This is a genomic window from Acetivibrio mesophilus (genome assembly GCF_004102745.1).
Classification (GTDB): Bacteria; Bacillota; Clostridia; order Acetivibrionales; family Acetivibrionaceae; genus Hungateiclostridium; species Hungateiclostridium mesophilum.
The window spans coordinates 233,222-249,173 of record NZ_RLII01000003.1; the positions used below are offsets into that span (position 1 = coordinate 233,222).

Genomic DNA, 15,952 nt, shown 5'->3' on the forward strand with positions numbered 1-15,952 from the left:
CTTCCTGCCGTAGAGATTAAATCATTGTCCACTCATACAGGATTTGACCTGTAAAAGGATATAACGGTATCACCGTATTTCTGCCAACGGTACCTTTTGAGACTGCCCACTTCTTCCGGAACCATGTCTGCAACATCATGCTCTGCAACAATTATTCCTTCCGGCACAATTATATCATTTTCAACTATGCTCTTAAGCGTTTCCCCAACAAGTCCTTTGCCATATGGCGGATCAAGAAATATTATATCAAATTTTTTGTTATTTTTCGAAATTTTATTCAATATCACAAAAACGTCACCGGCAATAACTGTAGCTTTGCTTTCAAGCTTTGTGTGAGCGAGGTTCTCCCTTATTGTGAGTGAACATTCACTGCTTTTATCCACAAACACAGCAGAATCAGCCCCTCTGCTCAAAGCCTCTATCCCAAGACTTCCCGTGCCCGCATATATGTCCAGAACCTTTGCCTCCGGTATCAAAACGGCTAAAATGTTAAACACAGATCCTTTTACCTTGTCCGATGTCGGCCTTGTGGTAAGTCCCTTTATTGTTTTAAGCTTATGTCCCTTTGCCGTTCCTGCTATAACCCTTAAAATAACAAATTCCTCCAGTTGATATTGAATATTATCGCTTATAATGATATTTTATATTATCAGATACAATTGTCAATCATAATTCGACTTTTAATTCAAACTTACGTCATTTAGCTTTCCCTTGAATTTCTCGGCAATTTTTTCCTTCAACTTTAGATTTTCTTTCAAACACAGGTTTTTATCTCTTTTTAGAATCTCCTGGGCTGCTTCCTGGGCTTTTTTTAGTATATCCATATCCCTATAAAGATTTGCTATTTTAAGGTCAGGTAATCCATGCTGCCTTGTTCCGAAGAATTCCCCCGGCCCCCTTAGCAGAAGGTCCTTTTCGGATATGATAAAGCCGTCTGTAGTCTGTTGCATGACTTTCATTCTCTCTTTTGCGACCTTGCTTTTACCCTCATTATAAAGAATACAGTAGGATTGGTGTGAACCTCTTCCCACTCGACCCCTTAGCTGGTGAAGCTGGGCCAGTCCAAACCTTTCGGCATTTTCTACAACCATCATCGTTGCATTGGGTACATTTACTCCAACCTCGATAACTGTAGTGGATACAAGAATATCGATTTCTCTGCCTAAAAAGCGCTGCATGACATCCTCCTTATCCCTAGAGGGCATTTTTCCATGAAGCAAACCTACTCTAAAGTCCCTAAAATCCTCTTTCGCTATCTTTTCTGCCGTTTTTAGCGCAGATTTTGCTTCTATTTCATCAGATTCATCCACCAAAGGGCATACTATATAAGCCTGCCGTCCCTCAAGTACATTTTTTCTTATAAAGCTGTTTATCCTCTCTCTCATACTGTTATCAACCGCATAGGTTTCTACAGCCTTTCTTCCCGGCGGCAACTCGTCGATTATGGATATATCCAAATCACCATACAGTATAAGGGCAAGAGTTCTGGGAATAGGAGTAGCCGTCATTACAAGAACATCGGGATTTAATCCCTTGTTGGAAAGCACGGTCCTTTGCCTTACTCCAAAACGGTGCTGTTCATCGGTTATCACCATTCCAAGCTTCAAAAACTTGACCTTGTCCTCAATAAGTGCATGGGTTCCTATCACTATATTGACCTCACCGGATTCGATTTTTGAAAGAATCTCACTTTTTTGCCTCTTTGTCTGGCTTCCTACCAGCAAGGCAGTGCTTACCCCATGCTTGTCCATAATATCCCTTAACGATTCATAGTGCTGTTTTGCAAGAATCTCCGTAGGGACCATCATTGCTCCCTGATATCCGCTCTTTACTGTTTTAATCAGCGCCAGCGCCGCAACAATTGTCTTACCGGAGCCCACATCTCCCTGAACAAGTCTGTTCATTACTCTGCTGCTTTCCATATCCTTTTCTATCTCTTCCCATACCCTTTTCTGGGCATTGGTAAGCTGAAAACCTATGCTACCTATAAAATCTTGGATAGCTTTCCGGTTTGGCTTAAAGGCAATACCTTCTTTGCCATCGGCAAGCACAGTCTTAATACTAAGAAGCCCCAACTGCAGCAACAAAAGTTCCTCAAACACCAGCCTATGCCTGGCATTTTTAATATCCTCATCACTTCGTGGAAAATGAATATTGGAAAAAGCATAATTTATATCGCTCAAGCAATAGGTTTTCCTAATCCACAAAGGCAATACATCCTCCAGATTTCCCACAACCTGCTCCAGCGCCTTTTCCATTACAGCTCTTATGGTATTTTGCGAAAGATTCGCTGTCGCAGGATAAACCGGTACAATTTTCATTGTTTTTTTATGTTCTCCTCTGTCAGCCTTCTCATAAATGGGATTCTGTACTTCCAAGGTTTTAAAGCCCCGCACTATTTTTCCGTAGAAGATATAGCTTTCGCCAACACACAATACTTTTTTGAGGTAAGGCTGATTGTACCAAGTCCCTATTATGGTTCCTGAATCGTCCTTTATATATACCTGATATAAAGTCAATCCGCGCCTTAGGATTTTTTCCGTGACCTTTGACATAATAATTCCCTCAAAGGTACAGCTTTCCCCTTCTGTGAGCTGGCATATTTTTTTAAAACTGCTCCTGTCTTCGTAATCAGCAGGAAAATGGGTTATCATATCTTCGATATTGAAAATACCCAGTTTCTGAAACAGTCTTGCCCTTGTTTCTCCCACACCTTTAATATTCATTATGGATTTTTTCAGCATCTCTTTTATATCGCTATTCATAATTATGCTCATCCCTTGTAATATGCATCTAATACATATAATTTTAATATATATCAAGCTTTTTTGCTATATATGCAAAAAAAACTTGCGAACAGTGCCATCTATATGTTAAAATAGGTATTGTTTTGAATGCGCAAGAAAAAATATAGTAGAATTAATTTCTCCAGATTCAAAGGAGGTGTAATATAAATGGCAAAGTGTGATATATGCAGTAAAGATATGCTTTTTGGCTTAAAGGTCAGTCACTCCAATAGGAAAACCAATAGATCATGGAAGCCAAACATCAGGAAAATCAGAATTATTGATAACGGTACCCCAAAGACAGCAAATATCTGCACAAGATGTTTACGTTCAAACAAGGTTACCAGAGCAATATAATGATTTATCGAATATTACTAATAGCGAAAAAAGTGTACCACATTGTTTTAGATTATGTGATACACTTTTTTATTTCTCTGCCCATCAATAAATAAGTTAATCCATTCTAAAAACCTTTCTGATAATGTTTCCAAAAAACCTTGGCATTTTTAGCACCACTATTTTCATATATAAACACTCCTCCCCGGTAAAACGCTCCCCAATACATAGTATATTCATAATGTCGTTTTTTTGTGATTTTGCATTTATTCCATAAAACTTATTCCGTTTTACCTTTAGCTTGCCTGCTTTGCTACCCTTCGTACAACTTTGAAAATCACAGCAGCTACCAGCGCGCACAAAAATGCCGGTATCAAAGCAATGTCCATAAGTTTTGGACCAAAGGTATTAAAATAGGGCATATAGGCGCCTATCCAAGCTCCCGGAAGTGCAACAACACAAACTCCCCAGATATCTCCCGACATCTGTTTTCCGGTTATACTATTTCCCAGCCATCCTGCAATTAGTGCAATTATAATTGTAATAATAAATCCACCCATTAATAACTCCTCCTAGTAAATAAAAGATTCTCACAAATATTATTTCCATAAAAATGTTTTATTTGCTAAATCGCCGAATAAAATATATATATATTTTTTATTTGAACTTTCAGGGGGTTTTAGAATTGTATATAATCTATATTCGCAACTATAAAAGAAGGCTTGTGTATCTTTCAATTATTATTGGGCTCTGGATTTCATTATTCTTTCTTACAGGATTATTTTTCAACAACAATCTTACCATGAACGTTACAATTGAAAACTATTTATCCTTTTCATGCCCTGCCAAATACGATATTGACAATGTGTATGTGAATGAAATAATTAAAGACAGTTCCGTCGAAACCGGCAAAAACTTCAAAAAACCCCGGGCCGAAAATTTCTCTACTTATGAGTCAATAGAAGGCGGATTCAGCTTTAAGTATCCCTCTGCCTTCTTGCTGGATGAACAGGAATTTGAAGGCACTGAGATTCTCTATCACGTTGGGTTTAAAGATAAGACCGGCATCAACCATGGATTCGTGCAGGTGTGGAATCTTCCTTATGACTTAAATGACTTTCTTTCAAAATCAAAGTCAACTTCAAATCAGCAATATAAGCGGTTTGAAGAGAAGGAAGTTACAGTGAATTCTGTTCCTGGTATATTCTGGGACTACACAATCATAACACAGGATAATAAGAGTTTTAAAGGCAATGAGGTTTTTTTGAAGAAGGATGACAAAATGTATAGAATAAGCTATTTTGTTCCCGAAGAGCTCTGGAGCAAAAACGAATCAAAACTATTTGAGAGTATTGTCTTCTCATTTAAGACCGATAGTATGCAAAATTAGAAATAGCTCCACCTAAAAGCACTAGCATGGAATCCTTACGCAGTTTCTACCGGATTCCTTTGCTTCATATAGCGCATTATCCGCCATTTTTAAAAGCTCAGACTCACTATTTGAGAATTCGGGATAGGATGAAACTCCAAAGCTTACAGTAACCGAAGCGACTACCAGTTCATCCTTTATCGACGTCTTTGCAATAATATTCCTGAGTCTTTCTACCTTATCATATGCCTCTTTAATTCCCGTTCTTGGCAGTAATATGACAAACTCTTCGCCACCGTACCTTGCAATCATATCTCCGCTTCGCAAGGACTTTTTCATAAGATTGGCGATATGCTGTAAAACCTTGTCGCCAAACAAATGTCCAAAGGTGTCGTTAAAACGCTTAAAGTGGTCAATATCCATAATAGCCAGAGATAGATCATATTTCTCCCTCTTGGCGTTTGCAAATTCTTCTTTGAGCCTTTCCTGAAAATAGAGCCTGTTGTATATTCCTGTAAGGCTGTCTATGGTAGCCATCTCGTGCATCCTCTGATACAGTTCCACGTTTTCCATGGCAATTCCAACTTGCTGGCCTATTATATTTAAAAGCCTTAGATTGTTGTCATCAAAAGCACTGAAATACTTATGTTCGATAAGTACCAAACCGAATTTCTTAGCTTTTGTAATGAGGGGTACACATAGCAGAGAATTAATACCTCTCCCCTCGACAAAAGGATACTCCTCCATATCCACGAAATTCTCAAATATAGGTTCTCCATTTTGCAACGTGCTAAGGAGCTTTTGGCAGTTTATATTGTCATTTAATATAATAAGCTCTTTGCGATTGGTAATATTTGTAGTATGTACTTTGAGCCTTCCCTTCTTTTCATCATAAAGAATTATTGTGGAACTGCTTACTCCCATAACTCCAATTATTATGTCATTAACACTCTTTAAAAGCTCCTTAATATCGAGTATTGAGCTTATCGCCTGGGTTATCTGCTGCAATGTGAAAAGCTCTGCCAGACTGGTCATAAATTTTTTATTTGCCTCTTCCAGCTTCGAATTGCACTCTCTTAATTTATCGTTTTGAGACTTAATCTCTTCTTGGGCTGCTGCTACCTGATCATATTTGTTTGCAATCTCCATAAACAGCTTCTTGTTCTGCTGCTCATTCTCATAATTGTCTTTGTACAGCATAGAACAAAAAACTGTAAAGAGAAAAAAGACAAGGTAAATTGAAAATATATGAATAATATCTTCCGTTGATTTGTAAAAATTAATAAAGCTATCTTTCTCTATATAGAGATGGAATAAAAGCTCCAAAATAACATTCGAAAAAAATGCATATCCCATTAGTGCAAGGGAAAACTTTCTCCCCATATAAAAGCTGGTAATCAGTATGAGGAACATGAGTACAATATACACCCATTCCCCCATTCCCATAAGAGCTATGGCTGACAATATTAAGAGTATTTCCGTCAGTCTTAGGGGTATATACACTTTTTTGCTAAAAAATAAATTTCTTCTCACTAGCGCATACTTGATAAGGTTCAATAAAGTTATAAGCGTAAAGAAGCAAAGCTTAACAACAGTACTGGAGTACGTATTTTTTCCCGTTTGCATTCCAATATCCTGGACTATAATATGAGCAGCAATAACTGTAATAAAAATCCACGTAAAGCGAATAAACACCAGCTCATATTTTTCGACTTTGTTCACAAGCCCACTTCCTTTTCACATTACGTCATTTTGAATTCTCTTTTCCATAATCGCAAAAGTCAATAATTTCGCATTTGTCACATTCAGGCTTCCTTGCCTTACAAACTGCTCTTCCATGGTAGACCATCTGATGGCAAAACACAGACCAGCTTTCTTCAGGTACAACTTCCATCAATTCGAATTCTATTTTTTTCGGATCGCTGCTGCTGCTTAGACCTATTCTGTTGCTTAATCTTTTTGCATGGGTATCAACCACAATACCAGGTATACCAAAGATATCACCCAAAACCAAATTCGCAGTCTTCCTTCCAACTCCAGGTAAAGTTAGCAAATCTTCCATATTTCCCGGAACCTGACCACCATATTTCTCAATGATGATTCTGCAGGTTTCCTTAATATTCTTGGCTTTATTGTGGTAAAACCCTGTTGGTTTTATATCCTGCTCCAGCTCTTTTAAATCAGCATTGGCAAAATCATGAGCATTTTTATACTTCTTAAAAAGCGTTTTTGCCACTATGTTAACCCTTGCATCGGTACATTGAGCGGCAAGCTGTGTGGATATGAGCAATTGAAGAGGATCCTCGTAATCCAAAGTACATTGAGCATCCTTATATAATTGATTAAAGACCTTTATTATTTCTTTTACTCTTTTTCTTCTGTCCATAATACTGTCCTCCACTATATTATAACAAATAAATACATGTATTGCATAGCAAAAGATTAAAAATAAATTTATTTTTTTAATATTAGTTTACAGAAAAAAAGTCCAGATAAACCGGACTTTTTTCCTAGGATATGCGTTGAGCATATATTACTTCTTCTTTTTCACAAGCTTCAAATACAAATCAGAGTACTTGCTCGCCGAGCTGTTCCATGAATAATCCGAAATCATAGCGCGTTTTACCATATCCTCCCACTCAAGAGGCTTTTCATTGTAAAACTTTATTGCACGCTTAATAGTATCCATCATATCCTTAGATGTAAAGTCTTGGTATGAAAAACCATTTCCGTTTTTCTTATCCTTATCGATATCAATTACCGTCTCTGCCAGACCTCCTGTCGACCTTACTATAGGTATTGTACCATACCTCAAACTAAACAGTTGTCCTAATCCGCAAGGTTCAAATCTTGACGGCATGAGGAACATGTCACTGCCCGCATAAATCCGCTGAGCCAAAGGAGCATTAAACCCGATAAATACGCCTACCTTGTCAGGATACTTTTCTTGAATCTTCTTAAATCCTGTCTCATAGTATTCATCTCCCGCTCCTAACAGGATAAACTGAATATCTTCCTTCATCATCTCGTCAATCTCATCCATTATGAGGTTCAAGCCCTTCTGCCCGGTCAACCTGGATATCAATCCGATAACAGGCACATCCTTTTTCGGCAGCCCCATTTCCTTTTGAAGAGCATATTTGTTTTCTGCTTTTAGCTTAAATGTGTCAACAGTATAGTTTTTGTAAATTCTTGGGTCAGTCTCCGGATTGAACACATCATAGTCAATACCGTTTACTATTCCGTAAAGATCTTTTGATCTGTTTTTTAACAAACCCTCCAGTTTCTCACCATATCTTTCTGTCTGAATTTCTTTTGCATAGGTTTCGCTAACGGTAGTAATAATATCCGAATAAACCAGTCCTGCTTTCATAAAGCTGAACATTCCATAAAACTCAACCTTTTCAGGCACAAATATTTCATCCGGCATTCCCATAATTCCCATAACATCTCTTGAGAAATTGCCCTGATATTCTAGATTGTGAATTGTAAACATGGTCTTTATGTTCTTATAAAAAGGATAAGTCTTATATTTCTCATTTAAAAACATGCACATCGGCCCAGTATGCCAGTCATTGCAGTGGATTATATCCGGTTTGAAGTCTATTTTGGGGAGCATCTCCAATGCTGCCTTGCAGAAAAAGGCAAACCTATCCGCATCATCAAAATAGCAGTATATTCCTCCCCTGTTAAAATAATGATAATTATCCAGGAAGTAAATAGGCACACTCATATCCTTCCCGTCTGATTTAAAGCCAATTTCACCTTCTCTTACAATACAGGTTGACTGCCTGCCTCCCATATCAACCGGAAAATCTGTCACATACTTCATATTAGTTTCTATCTGCTGATACCTCGGCATTGCAACCCTCACGTCATAACCCATGGAAAGCAGTGATTTGGGCAAAGAACCTGCTACATCTGCCAATCCTCCCGTTTTAGCGAATGGAGCTACTTCAACAGAAACAAATAACACCTTCAAGTTATCATTCTCTCTCATCATATACCTCCATCTTGTCTTTTTTGGTTAAATAAAAATACAGCTTAAACAACACTAGATATTATTAATAACCATTTTATATTAATAACCATTTTATTCGTGTACAAAACATTAGTTTACATCATTATGTCAAAATTAATTTTTAATGTTCATCCTAAGCTTTACCCTCACCGGCCAACCTCAAAAGCAAATCCGCAATTTCAGGATCAAACTGCGTTCCACTACACCTTTTTATCTCCTTAAGGGCGGATTCCATATCCATACCTTTTCTGTAGGGCCTGTCGCTTGTCATAGCGTCAAAAGCATCGGCCACACACATTATTCTTGCAAAAATGCAAATTTCATTTCCTTTGATTCCATTGGGGTATCCCTTTCCGTCATACCTCTCATGATGCTGCAGTATACCGTTTAACCCGTTTTTTAAGAATTCAACATCCTTAAGAATATTATATGCTATAATCGGATGCTTCTTTATTTCATCAAATTCCTCATTCGTTAATTTCTCCGTCTTATTCAATATACTTGCTGAAATCCCTATTTTCCCAATATCGTGCAATATCGCTGCATACCTTAAATCTTTTATTTCTTCCTCGGTCAACTTCAATGCCCTTGCCAGCTCACAGGATATTTCCATAACCCTCTGGCAATGTCCCCTTGTATAAGCATCCTTTGCCTCAATTGAATTGGCAAGGCACATAACGGTCTGGAGATAACCGTACTGAATATTATCAAAAAGCTTCATCAGCTCACCATTTTTTACATTAAGCTCCTCTTTCGTCTCATCCAACTCTTTAATATAGGTGTTGAGTTCTTCATTGCTTGCAGCAGCTTCCTCATATAGAGCTTCTATTTCTTCCTTCTGACTGTATATATTATTAAACATTTCAGCATTTCTGATACCTATGGCAACATAACATGCAAGACTTTTCAAAAAACTCAAATCAACTCTTGAAAAAGTTTCTGGATTTGAGCTGCCGATGAAAATCGCACCTATTAATTCATCGGAAACATTTAATGAAAGTGCCATAATTTCACCGTTTTTCTCATTGGAAAGCATTTCAATTTGCGGCTCTGACGAAGAATTCTTATCTATAAGGCTCAGTATGTACTGTTCATAATTAATATTTTCTGCATTTTTCAAAGTTTGATTCCCATACTCATAATTCAATACAGGTTGGAGAGACTTTTTGTCAACAAAGCAAACATGATACCATTTACATCCAGTGATTCTTATCAGCTCATTATATGTATGTTCCATTATTATTTTTACATCAAAAGTAGACGTAATAATTTTTGATACTTCATGAAGAGAGTCCAACTCTGCTTCCATTTTCTCAATTTTTTCACTGCGTATTAGCAATTCTCGTTCATTTTTTTTATTGAATATAGTCTTTGAGAGGTAATCAATAAATATCAGCATCAAAATAAAGCCCATTATAATAATAAACCTGAAGTCTGAAGTGTGAACAAATTCAATTGCTGCGAACACAAGTATAGAGCATATGAGAAAATACTTAATTATCAATATAGCCACAGATTTATTTCGCATAAAAAACCTCCACTCCGGGCAATATTCAGAAGGACAAGATGATTTGACAGTTGCGAGGGACATTTCTGGCCTCGCTATATTATCATTCTACATATCGTCACAAAAATCCTGCCACTTAATAAAATTTGGCATGAGTTCACATAAAAAGGGGTGACCCTAAAGGCCTCCCCTCATATGCAGCATTTTATTCTATTTTTGCTCATCCAGTGTTACTTCTACAGTGATATCTCTTCCATCCCTGTGTATTTTCAACTTAACTTTTTCTCCGGGTTTGTACTTATTCTTTTGCTCTTCCAATTCATCATAATTCTTTACCCTTACACCGTTAAACTCTGTAATTATGTCGTCTTTTTGAATACCGGCTTTATAAGCTGCGCTGAATATTTCAACGTTGTATACAAGCACTCCTTCAGGAAGTCCGTAGCGGTCGGCTATTTCCTTATTAAACCCGCTGTTTATCTGTATACCAATGGATGGTCTTCCTTTTACATACTTGTACTCAATAAGGCTATCGGTGATTTCCTTTGCTTTGTTTATAGGTATTGCAAACCCAAGACCTTCATAACCACCACCACCGATTTTTGCAGTATTAACACCAATTAACTTTCCTTCGGCATTAACAAGAGCTCCTCCGCTATTTCCGGGATTTATGGAGGCATCCGTCTGTATCAACTTCAATTCCTTGCCGTCGGTTACAGGTACTGTTCTGTTAAGACCGCTTATTACACCCACAGTAACCGAACCCATATACTCAAGCCCTCCGGGGTTTCCTATGGCAACTGCAAGCTCACCAACTTTGATATCATCCGAATTTCCAAATTCAACCGCCGGTAAGTTGTTTGCTTCGATTTTAAGTACTGCCAAATCTGTCCTTGAGTCTCTTCCTACAACAGTAGCAGGATAGGGTGTATCCGGATCACTTGGTAAAATAACCTCAATCTTTGCATTCTGTATGAGATTATTGGTTGAACCGCTCAGAGCCGACTCAATAACGTGGTTGTTTGTCATTATATACCCGTCACTTCTTATTATGATGCCTGAACCCTGGGATTCTGTATCTTGTGGTGCAAAAAACCAGAAATCACTAACCGTTGCTGTTGATTTTACGCTTATTCCAACAACGGAAGGACCAACCTTTTCAGCTATTGCAACAACTACAGAAGAGTCGGAATTCTCAATAACAACCTTCCTGTAATAATCCGAGCCTACTCCATTTGCAGAGCCACTTACGCCATTCTGCTCGTTAGTGTTGTTTCTGAAAATAGATTGAACCGAAGGACTGAGTGCAGGAACTCCAAATATGAAGAACCCTCCAACTATCGATCCGCTTAATATAGAACTCATAACAGCAACAAGTATCATTTGCATCAAAATGCTCTTCTTCTTCTTTGGTTTTGTATAACTTTCGGAATAATACGAAGCCGCCTTCAAATCTGCAGAACCATTATCATAAACCTTTTCATTATCGATTACATTTTCATTTACATCTACAGCTACATTTTCAATCATATTTTCATTAACATCTTCGGCTATAGTTTCAATCACATTTTCGTTAATATTCATACCATTTACATTATTTGACTGTCCGAAACTGTTTATTTCATTTTCTTCATTGTTAAAACCGTTATAATTAAATTCGTCCATACCTAACTCTCCTTTCATTTCGACTTATCTTCTCGTGTTATTTTTTCTTGTGTTATTTTTTCTTGTGTTATTTTTATTATAGAAAATGAATTTTAAAAACTTGTGAATAAATTGTTAAGATTGCTCGTTATATATTTTCACTGCTACTGCCCTTATCCAAGGTAAAATAAAATTTTGTTCCCATTCCGACATCACTTTCGACCCAGATTTCCTGACTGTGATCGTTTATTATGTTTCTGACTATAGCAAGGCCAAGTCCTGTGCCTCCCTTTTCCTTGCTTCTAGATTTGTCTGACTTATAAAACCTTTCCCATATAAGGTCAATTTCATTCTTGTCGATCCCTATACCATTGTCTTCTACAGAAACAAGTATCTTGCCTCTATACCTTGATGTAGATACTCTGATTTTTCCGTTCTGGCGGACAAACTTGACAGCATTGTGCATGAGATTTATCAATACTCTTTCAATGGAATCTATATCCGCTTTCACATACATATCCTCTTCTTCAAAACTTGCCTCAACATCAATATCCTTTTGTGTTATAAAGTTTTCAAGCTTTATGATACACCTTCTAATGAGTTCATTAATGTTGAAGTCAACCGGTTTTATACTGACTTCACCGGACTCCATTCTGGCAAGGTCAAGAAGGTCTGTAGTCAACCTGTTTAACCTTCTTATTTCGTCCCGGACGATAAACAGGTATTCCTTTTCCTTTTCCGGGGGAATGGTACCGTCTAATATTCCCTCTATAAACCCGTGTATTGAAGTCATTGGAGTCCGCAATTCATGGGACACATTGGCGATAAAGCCTCTTCGCATATTCTCCAGATTCTGAAGCTCCCCCGCCATGTTGTTAAAGCTTTTCGCAAGCTCACCTATCTCATCCTCCGATGAAATATCAAGCCTCTCGTCAAAATTACCGCTTGCTATCTTCTTTGCAGCACTATTAATCTTTTTCAAGGGCCTTGATAGCCTTAGTGAAAAAATGTAAACCAGTACTATTGATATTATTATAGAAATAGCCACCGCAAACATAAAGAACTTAAAAACACTGCTTCTTGCCCTTTGAACCTCAGGAACAGGAGTATGAAGGTAAACAGCCCCCAAGACCTTCCCATCATACACAAAGGGCTTTTCAATCGTCAGCCACGATACATTGGTATCCTTAAACAGGCCGTAAAAATCGCCCATCTCTTTTACCAGAGGCACATTTCCGCTCAAAACATCTTTATACTGTGCCGGATTTTGCAGCCTTACCCTGCCGTTGTTATCGGTAAGCTTTTGGATTATCTCCTTGACCACCGCCTGATTACCCTTGATAACACCAATTTCCCCTTCGGTAGATACGATCCATATGATGGAACCGGTACTCTGACTGTCTCTCTCGAGGGCATTATCCAGCATACTCCGGTATATTTCATCCCAGAATGCAAACATAGGATCATTATAGTTATTGTAATAAGCTGTCAAATAATCGTTCAGCATACTATTTATGCTGTCTCCGGTATCACTAAGCAAATCTTCCTTTTCTTCCGATGCAAAATTCCCAAGAAAAATATAGAGCATAGCGCCGGTTATGGATGTGCTCACAATCAAAATGGCAATAAATATAACAACGATTTTGCTAAATAGTGTTTTTAGCATTATTTCACCTCAAATTTGTATCCAACACCCCAAACAGTTTTAAGCTGCCAGTTCTGACCCTCACTGTCCAGTTTTTCCCGCAGCCTCTTTATGTGAACATCCACAGTTCTTGAATCTCCATAGAAATCAAACCCCCAAACCTGCTCTAGAAGTTGTTCCCGCGTGAACACCTTATTGGGGTTTGATGCAAGAAAATAGAGGAGCTCCAGCTCCTTTGGCGGAAATTCCATATCTTTGCCGTTTACTTTCAATGTATAATTCGTCTTATTTATAATTAGATTCGGATAAACTATCTCCTGAACATCACTGTCTTTATGCTCATATCTTCTAAGCACCGCCTTTAGCCTTGCCACCAGCTCCTTTGGCTCAAAGGGTTTTACAAGGTAATCATCGGCGCCAAGCTCCAGTCCCAATACCTTGTCAAAAGTTTCCCCCTTGGCCGAGAGCATAATTACAGGAATATTGCTGATCTTTCTAATCTCCCGGCAAACCTGCCATCCATCTGCCCCGGGAAGCATAATATCAAGAATAACTATGTTTGGAGTAGTACTTCTAAATACTTCCAGAGCTTTATTGCCATTGTATACTGTAGAAACCTCAAAACCTTCCTTCTCCATATACAGTCTTATAAGCTCACAGATATTTACATCGTCGTCAATTACAAGAACTCTGGTTTTATTGTTCATATTCTATCACCCCAATAATTTTAATGCGCAGGCCTATACACAATCGTACATTAATATGAACAACATGTCAGTTTAATATTTCATTGCGGATAGGCAAACTGTTCAGTACTATGTTTTGTATCTTTATTTCCTCTTGAAGCTTTTTTTGCTCCTCTTTTAACTCGTTTATGGTATTTACAAGTCTTTCATTCTCTTCAATCAAGACTTTTATCATTTCCCTGATATCATTGATAGCAAGCCTGTCCTCCTGTCTCATAGATATCCCCCCCTAATCAATTAATGTATATTCTTATGAAACAAATGCATATAAAATAATATTATTTAATCTCTATTACTATTATATTAGAATACATTATTTGTTACTGTATATTATAGCAAATTTATTGTTTTGTGAATACCAAATTTAATATAAGCTATTTCTTACCATAGAATATCTGTTGACTTGCCAACAGTGTTATGATAAGTTTTAGATATGCATAATTTATTATAGTAATAGAATATTTTATCTTTTTAGGAGGGGTCAAAAAATGATTGGATTAGCTTTTGTCATCGTTTTAGCTTCAGTGGTAGCACTCGTTCTCGTTATTTGTCTGTTTATGTTTCTAAACAGAAAGTCTGATTCGTCCACACCTGACAACAATCAGCCTTCCGCTAATTTAGTCGCCACCCCAGGCAGGACTAAAAAAAACAATAGCAATATTCCCGATGACGATGCCCTTGTAGCGGTATTGACTGCCGCAGTACTTGCAAGTATGGGAAACAGGCCCGACATAAAAATAAGAGTAACTTCTTTCAGACGTGTACCTGAGACATCGCCAATTTGGAATACTGTAGGGAGAAAAGAATATATTTCCAACAAGCTCTAAGTTATTGTAGACCAGTGTATTACTTTACAACAACTTAGTTATACACTCTATTTAGGAACAATTTCATAGCATTTTCCCCTAAAATAATCTTCTTTTGTTCATCAGTAAGATTCATTCCCATGAATCTTTTTAAGTCCCATGCAGGGCTTCCCCATGGGTAATCAGAACCAAAAACCAGTCTATCGGCTCCGATTTCGCTTATGACACCCTCGGGTATACTATCATCAAGCCAACTGGGTTCATTTGTTTCTCTTATTTGAGGGTAACCGGAAATAACAATGGATGTATCAAAGCAAACATTTTTATAACTCTTTGAAAGCCTTAAAACATCCTTTACATTGCCGTCGGCCATATGGGTAAGTACAAAAGGTATATTTTCATACCTTGCTATCAGCGGTTCGAGGGTTTCTACATCAGAAAACTCATTAAGCCTTGCATTTGCCACCCTGCCGCAATGAAATACTATAGGAAAAGCAATGTCATTGCAAAACTCATATATGCCTTCCAATTTTCTATCCTTAGGGTCAAAGCCTTGGGCCATGGGATGCAACTTAATACCCTTTGCCCCATCTAAAATATATTCGTTAAGCAAGCTTTCAAAGGACACATCCATGTCCGGATGGAAGCTTACTAGAGGTATCAGATTGGGATGTTTCCGTGATTCTTCAAGAGTCCATTTGTTGTTGCTGTGAAGAATTTTGGCCGGCGCAAAATTAGCCATAACGGTATAGTCTATACCCTCATTTTCCATGCTCTTTAGGACATCATCAATAGTACCTGTTCCAGGATTTTCAAACTCTATACTGTACATCTTGTTAAAAGATTGCAATATTTTAGAAGAAACCTCTTCTGACGAAAAAGTATGTACATGCCCATCTACAATTGTAAAGTTACCTATCATTTCTTACTACTCCCTCTTATTCTATATGAGAATTTTACTTATAAAAATTGCATCTGCTTCTTTATTGCCATAAGGTAATTATAGATTATTATTGCCGTCAAATCAAACAACAAATTTATGTCGTCAATTCTTTGCATACGTTTTAAAGTTTGCTATAATTAAATGGTTAA

15 protein-coding genes are annotated in these 15,952 nt (G+C 37.5%); 3 read left to right on the forward strand and 12 right to left on the reverse strand.

The window, feature by feature from the left end:
* Positions 1–32: 32 nt before the first annotated feature.
* On the reverse strand, positions 33–638 hold the full coding sequence (gene rsmD / locus EFD62_RS04665) for a 16S rRNA (guanine(966)-N(2))-methyltransferase RsmD (protein ID WP_328590671.1): 606 nt from the start codon (positions 636–638) through the stop codon (positions 33–35).
* Positions 639–680: 42 nt separating this feature from the next.
* Positions 681–2,765, reverse strand: a complete 2,085-nt coding sequence (recG, locus tag EFD62_RS04670) for an ATP-dependent DNA helicase RecG (RefSeq protein WP_083225078.1) — start codon at positions 2,763–2,765, stop codon at positions 681–683.
* A 189-nt stretch (positions 2,766–2,954) separates the two neighbouring features.
* On the opposite strand from recG, the gene rpmB reads away from it, so the two are divergent.
* On the forward strand, positions 2,955–3,143 hold the full coding sequence (gene rpmB / locus EFD62_RS04675; protein WP_069193277.1) for a 50S ribosomal protein L28: 189 nt from the start codon (positions 2,955–2,957) through the stop codon (positions 3,141–3,143).
* Positions 3,144–3,418: 275 nt separating this feature from the next.
* Here the strand turns inward: rpmB and EFD62_RS04680 are convergent, their stop codons facing one another.
* Positions 3,419–3,682, reverse strand: a complete 264-nt coding sequence (locus tag EFD62_RS04680; protein ID WP_069193276.1) for a transglycosylase — start codon at positions 3,680–3,682, stop codon at positions 3,419–3,421.
* Positions 3,683–3,807: 125 nt separating this feature from the next.
* Between EFD62_RS04680 and EFD62_RS04685 the strand changes: the two genes are divergently transcribed.
* Entirely contained in the window at positions 3,808–4,512 is a 705-nt protein-coding gene (locus tag EFD62_RS04685; RefSeq protein ID WP_069193275.1) for a PsbP-related protein, read from the forward strand.
* A gap of 21 nt (positions 4,513–4,533) precedes the next feature.
* Here EFD62_RS04685 and EFD62_RS04690 read toward each other — a convergent pair whose 3' ends face one another.
* The 8 genes from EFD62_RS04690 to EFD62_RS04725 form a co-directional block, all read right to left on the reverse strand.
* Positions 4,534–6,213, reverse strand: coding sequence for a sensor domain-containing diguanylate cyclase (locus tag EFD62_RS04690; protein WP_069193274.1), 1,680 nt, complete (start codon positions 6,211–6,213; stop codon positions 4,534–4,536).
* Between the two features lie 25 nt (positions 6,214–6,238).
* The gene (nth, locus tag EFD62_RS04695) at positions 6,239–6,877 is read right to left on the reverse strand and encodes an endonuclease III (RefSeq protein WP_069193273.1); all 639 of its coding nucleotides are present in this window, start codon (positions 6,875–6,877) and stop codon (positions 6,239–6,241) included.
* Between the two features lie 147 nt (positions 6,878–7,024).
* The gene (glgA, locus tag EFD62_RS04700) at positions 7,025–8,491 is read right to left on the reverse strand and encodes a glycogen synthase GlgA (RefSeq protein WP_128705814.1); all 1,467 of its coding nucleotides are present in this window, start codon (positions 8,489–8,491) and stop codon (positions 7,025–7,027) included.
* A 154-nt stretch (positions 8,492–8,645) separates the two neighbouring features.
* Positions 8,646–10,040, reverse strand: coding sequence for an HD domain-containing phosphohydrolase (locus EFD62_RS04705; protein ID WP_128705806.1), 1,395 nt, complete (start codon positions 10,038–10,040; stop codon positions 8,646–8,648).
* Positions 10,041–10,229: 189 nt separating this feature from the next.
* Positions 10,230–11,684, reverse strand: coding sequence for a S1C family serine protease (locus EFD62_RS04710; protein WP_069193270.1), 1,455 nt, complete (start codon positions 11,682–11,684; stop codon positions 10,230–10,232).
* Positions 11,685–11,811: 127 nt separating this feature from the next.
* Positions 11,812–13,329, reverse strand: coding sequence for a sensor histidine kinase (locus tag EFD62_RS04715; RefSeq protein ID WP_069193269.1), 1,518 nt, complete (start codon positions 13,327–13,329; stop codon positions 11,812–11,814).
* Positions 13,329–14,015 carry a response regulator transcription factor gene (locus EFD62_RS04720; RefSeq protein WP_069193268.1) on the reverse strand — a complete coding sequence of 229 codons (687 nt, stop codon included), beginning with the start codon at positions 14,013–14,015 and terminating at the stop codon, positions 13,329–13,331. The genes EFD62_RS04715 and EFD62_RS04720 overlap by 1 nt, the downstream gene beginning before the upstream one ends.
* 67 nt (positions 14,016–14,082) lie before the next feature.
* Positions 14,083–14,271 carry a hypothetical protein gene (locus EFD62_RS04725; protein ID WP_128705807.1) on the reverse strand — a complete coding sequence of 63 codons (189 nt, stop codon included), beginning with the start codon at positions 14,269–14,271 and terminating at the stop codon, positions 14,083–14,085.
* 271 nt (positions 14,272–14,542) lie between these two features.
* Here EFD62_RS04725 and EFD62_RS04730 point away from each other — a divergent pair, with 271 nt between their 5' ends.
* Positions 14,543–14,881, forward strand: a complete 339-nt coding sequence (locus EFD62_RS04730; RefSeq protein WP_069193266.1) for an OadG family protein — start codon at positions 14,543–14,545, stop codon at positions 14,879–14,881.
* A 34-nt stretch (positions 14,882–14,915) separates the two neighbouring features.
* Here EFD62_RS04730 and EFD62_RS04735 read toward each other — a convergent pair whose 3' ends face one another.
* Positions 14,916–15,782, reverse strand: coding sequence for an amidohydrolase family protein (locus EFD62_RS04735; RefSeq protein ID WP_069193265.1), 867 nt, complete (start codon positions 15,780–15,782; stop codon positions 14,916–14,918).
* Positions 15,783–15,952 lie beyond the last annotated feature (170 nt).

Bases quoted from the DNA above. Each gene is read 5' to 3' on its own strand.
- recG (WP_083225078.1), bottom strand. From the start codon at position 2,765: ATGAATAGCGATATAAAAGAGATGCTGAAAAAATCCATAATGAATATT.
- rpmB (WP_069193277.1), top strand. From the start codon at position 2,955: ATGGCAAAGTGTGATATATGCAGTAAAGATATGCTTTTTGGCTTAAAG.
- EFD62_RS04680 (WP_069193276.1), bottom strand. From the start codon at position 3,682: ATGGGTGGATTTATTATTACAATTATAATTGCACTAATTGCAGGATGG.
- nth (WP_069193273.1), bottom strand. From the start codon at position 6,877: ATGGACAGAAGAAAAAGAGTAAAAGAAATAATAAAGGTCTTTAATCAA.
- glgA (WP_128705814.1), bottom strand. From the start codon at position 8,491: ATGAGAGAGAATGATAACTTGAAGGTGTTATTTGTTTCTGTTGAAGTA.
- EFD62_RS04705 (WP_128705806.1), bottom strand. From the start codon at position 10,040: ATGCGAAATAAATCTGTGGCTATATTGATAATTAAGTATTTTCTCATA.
- EFD62_RS04710 (WP_069193270.1), bottom strand. From the start codon at position 11,684: ATGGACGAATTTAATTATAACGGTTTTAACAATGAAGAAAATGAAATA.
- EFD62_RS04715 (WP_069193269.1), bottom strand. From the start codon at position 13,329: ATGCTAAAAACACTATTTAGCAAAATCGTTGTTATATTTATTGCCATT.
- EFD62_RS04720 (WP_069193268.1), bottom strand. From the start codon at position 14,015: ATGAACAATAAAACCAGAGTTCTTGTAATTGACGACGATGTAAATATC.
- EFD62_RS04725 (WP_128705807.1), bottom strand. From the start codon at position 14,271: ATGAGACAGGAGGACAGGCTTGCTATCAATGATATCAGGGAAATGATA.
- EFD62_RS04730 (WP_069193266.1), top strand. From the start codon at position 14,543: ATGATTGGATTAGCTTTTGTCATCGTTTTAGCTTCAGTGGTAGCACTC.
- EFD62_RS04735 (WP_069193265.1), bottom strand. From the start codon at position 15,782: ATGATAGGTAACTTTACAATTGTAGATGGGCATGTACATACTTTTTCG.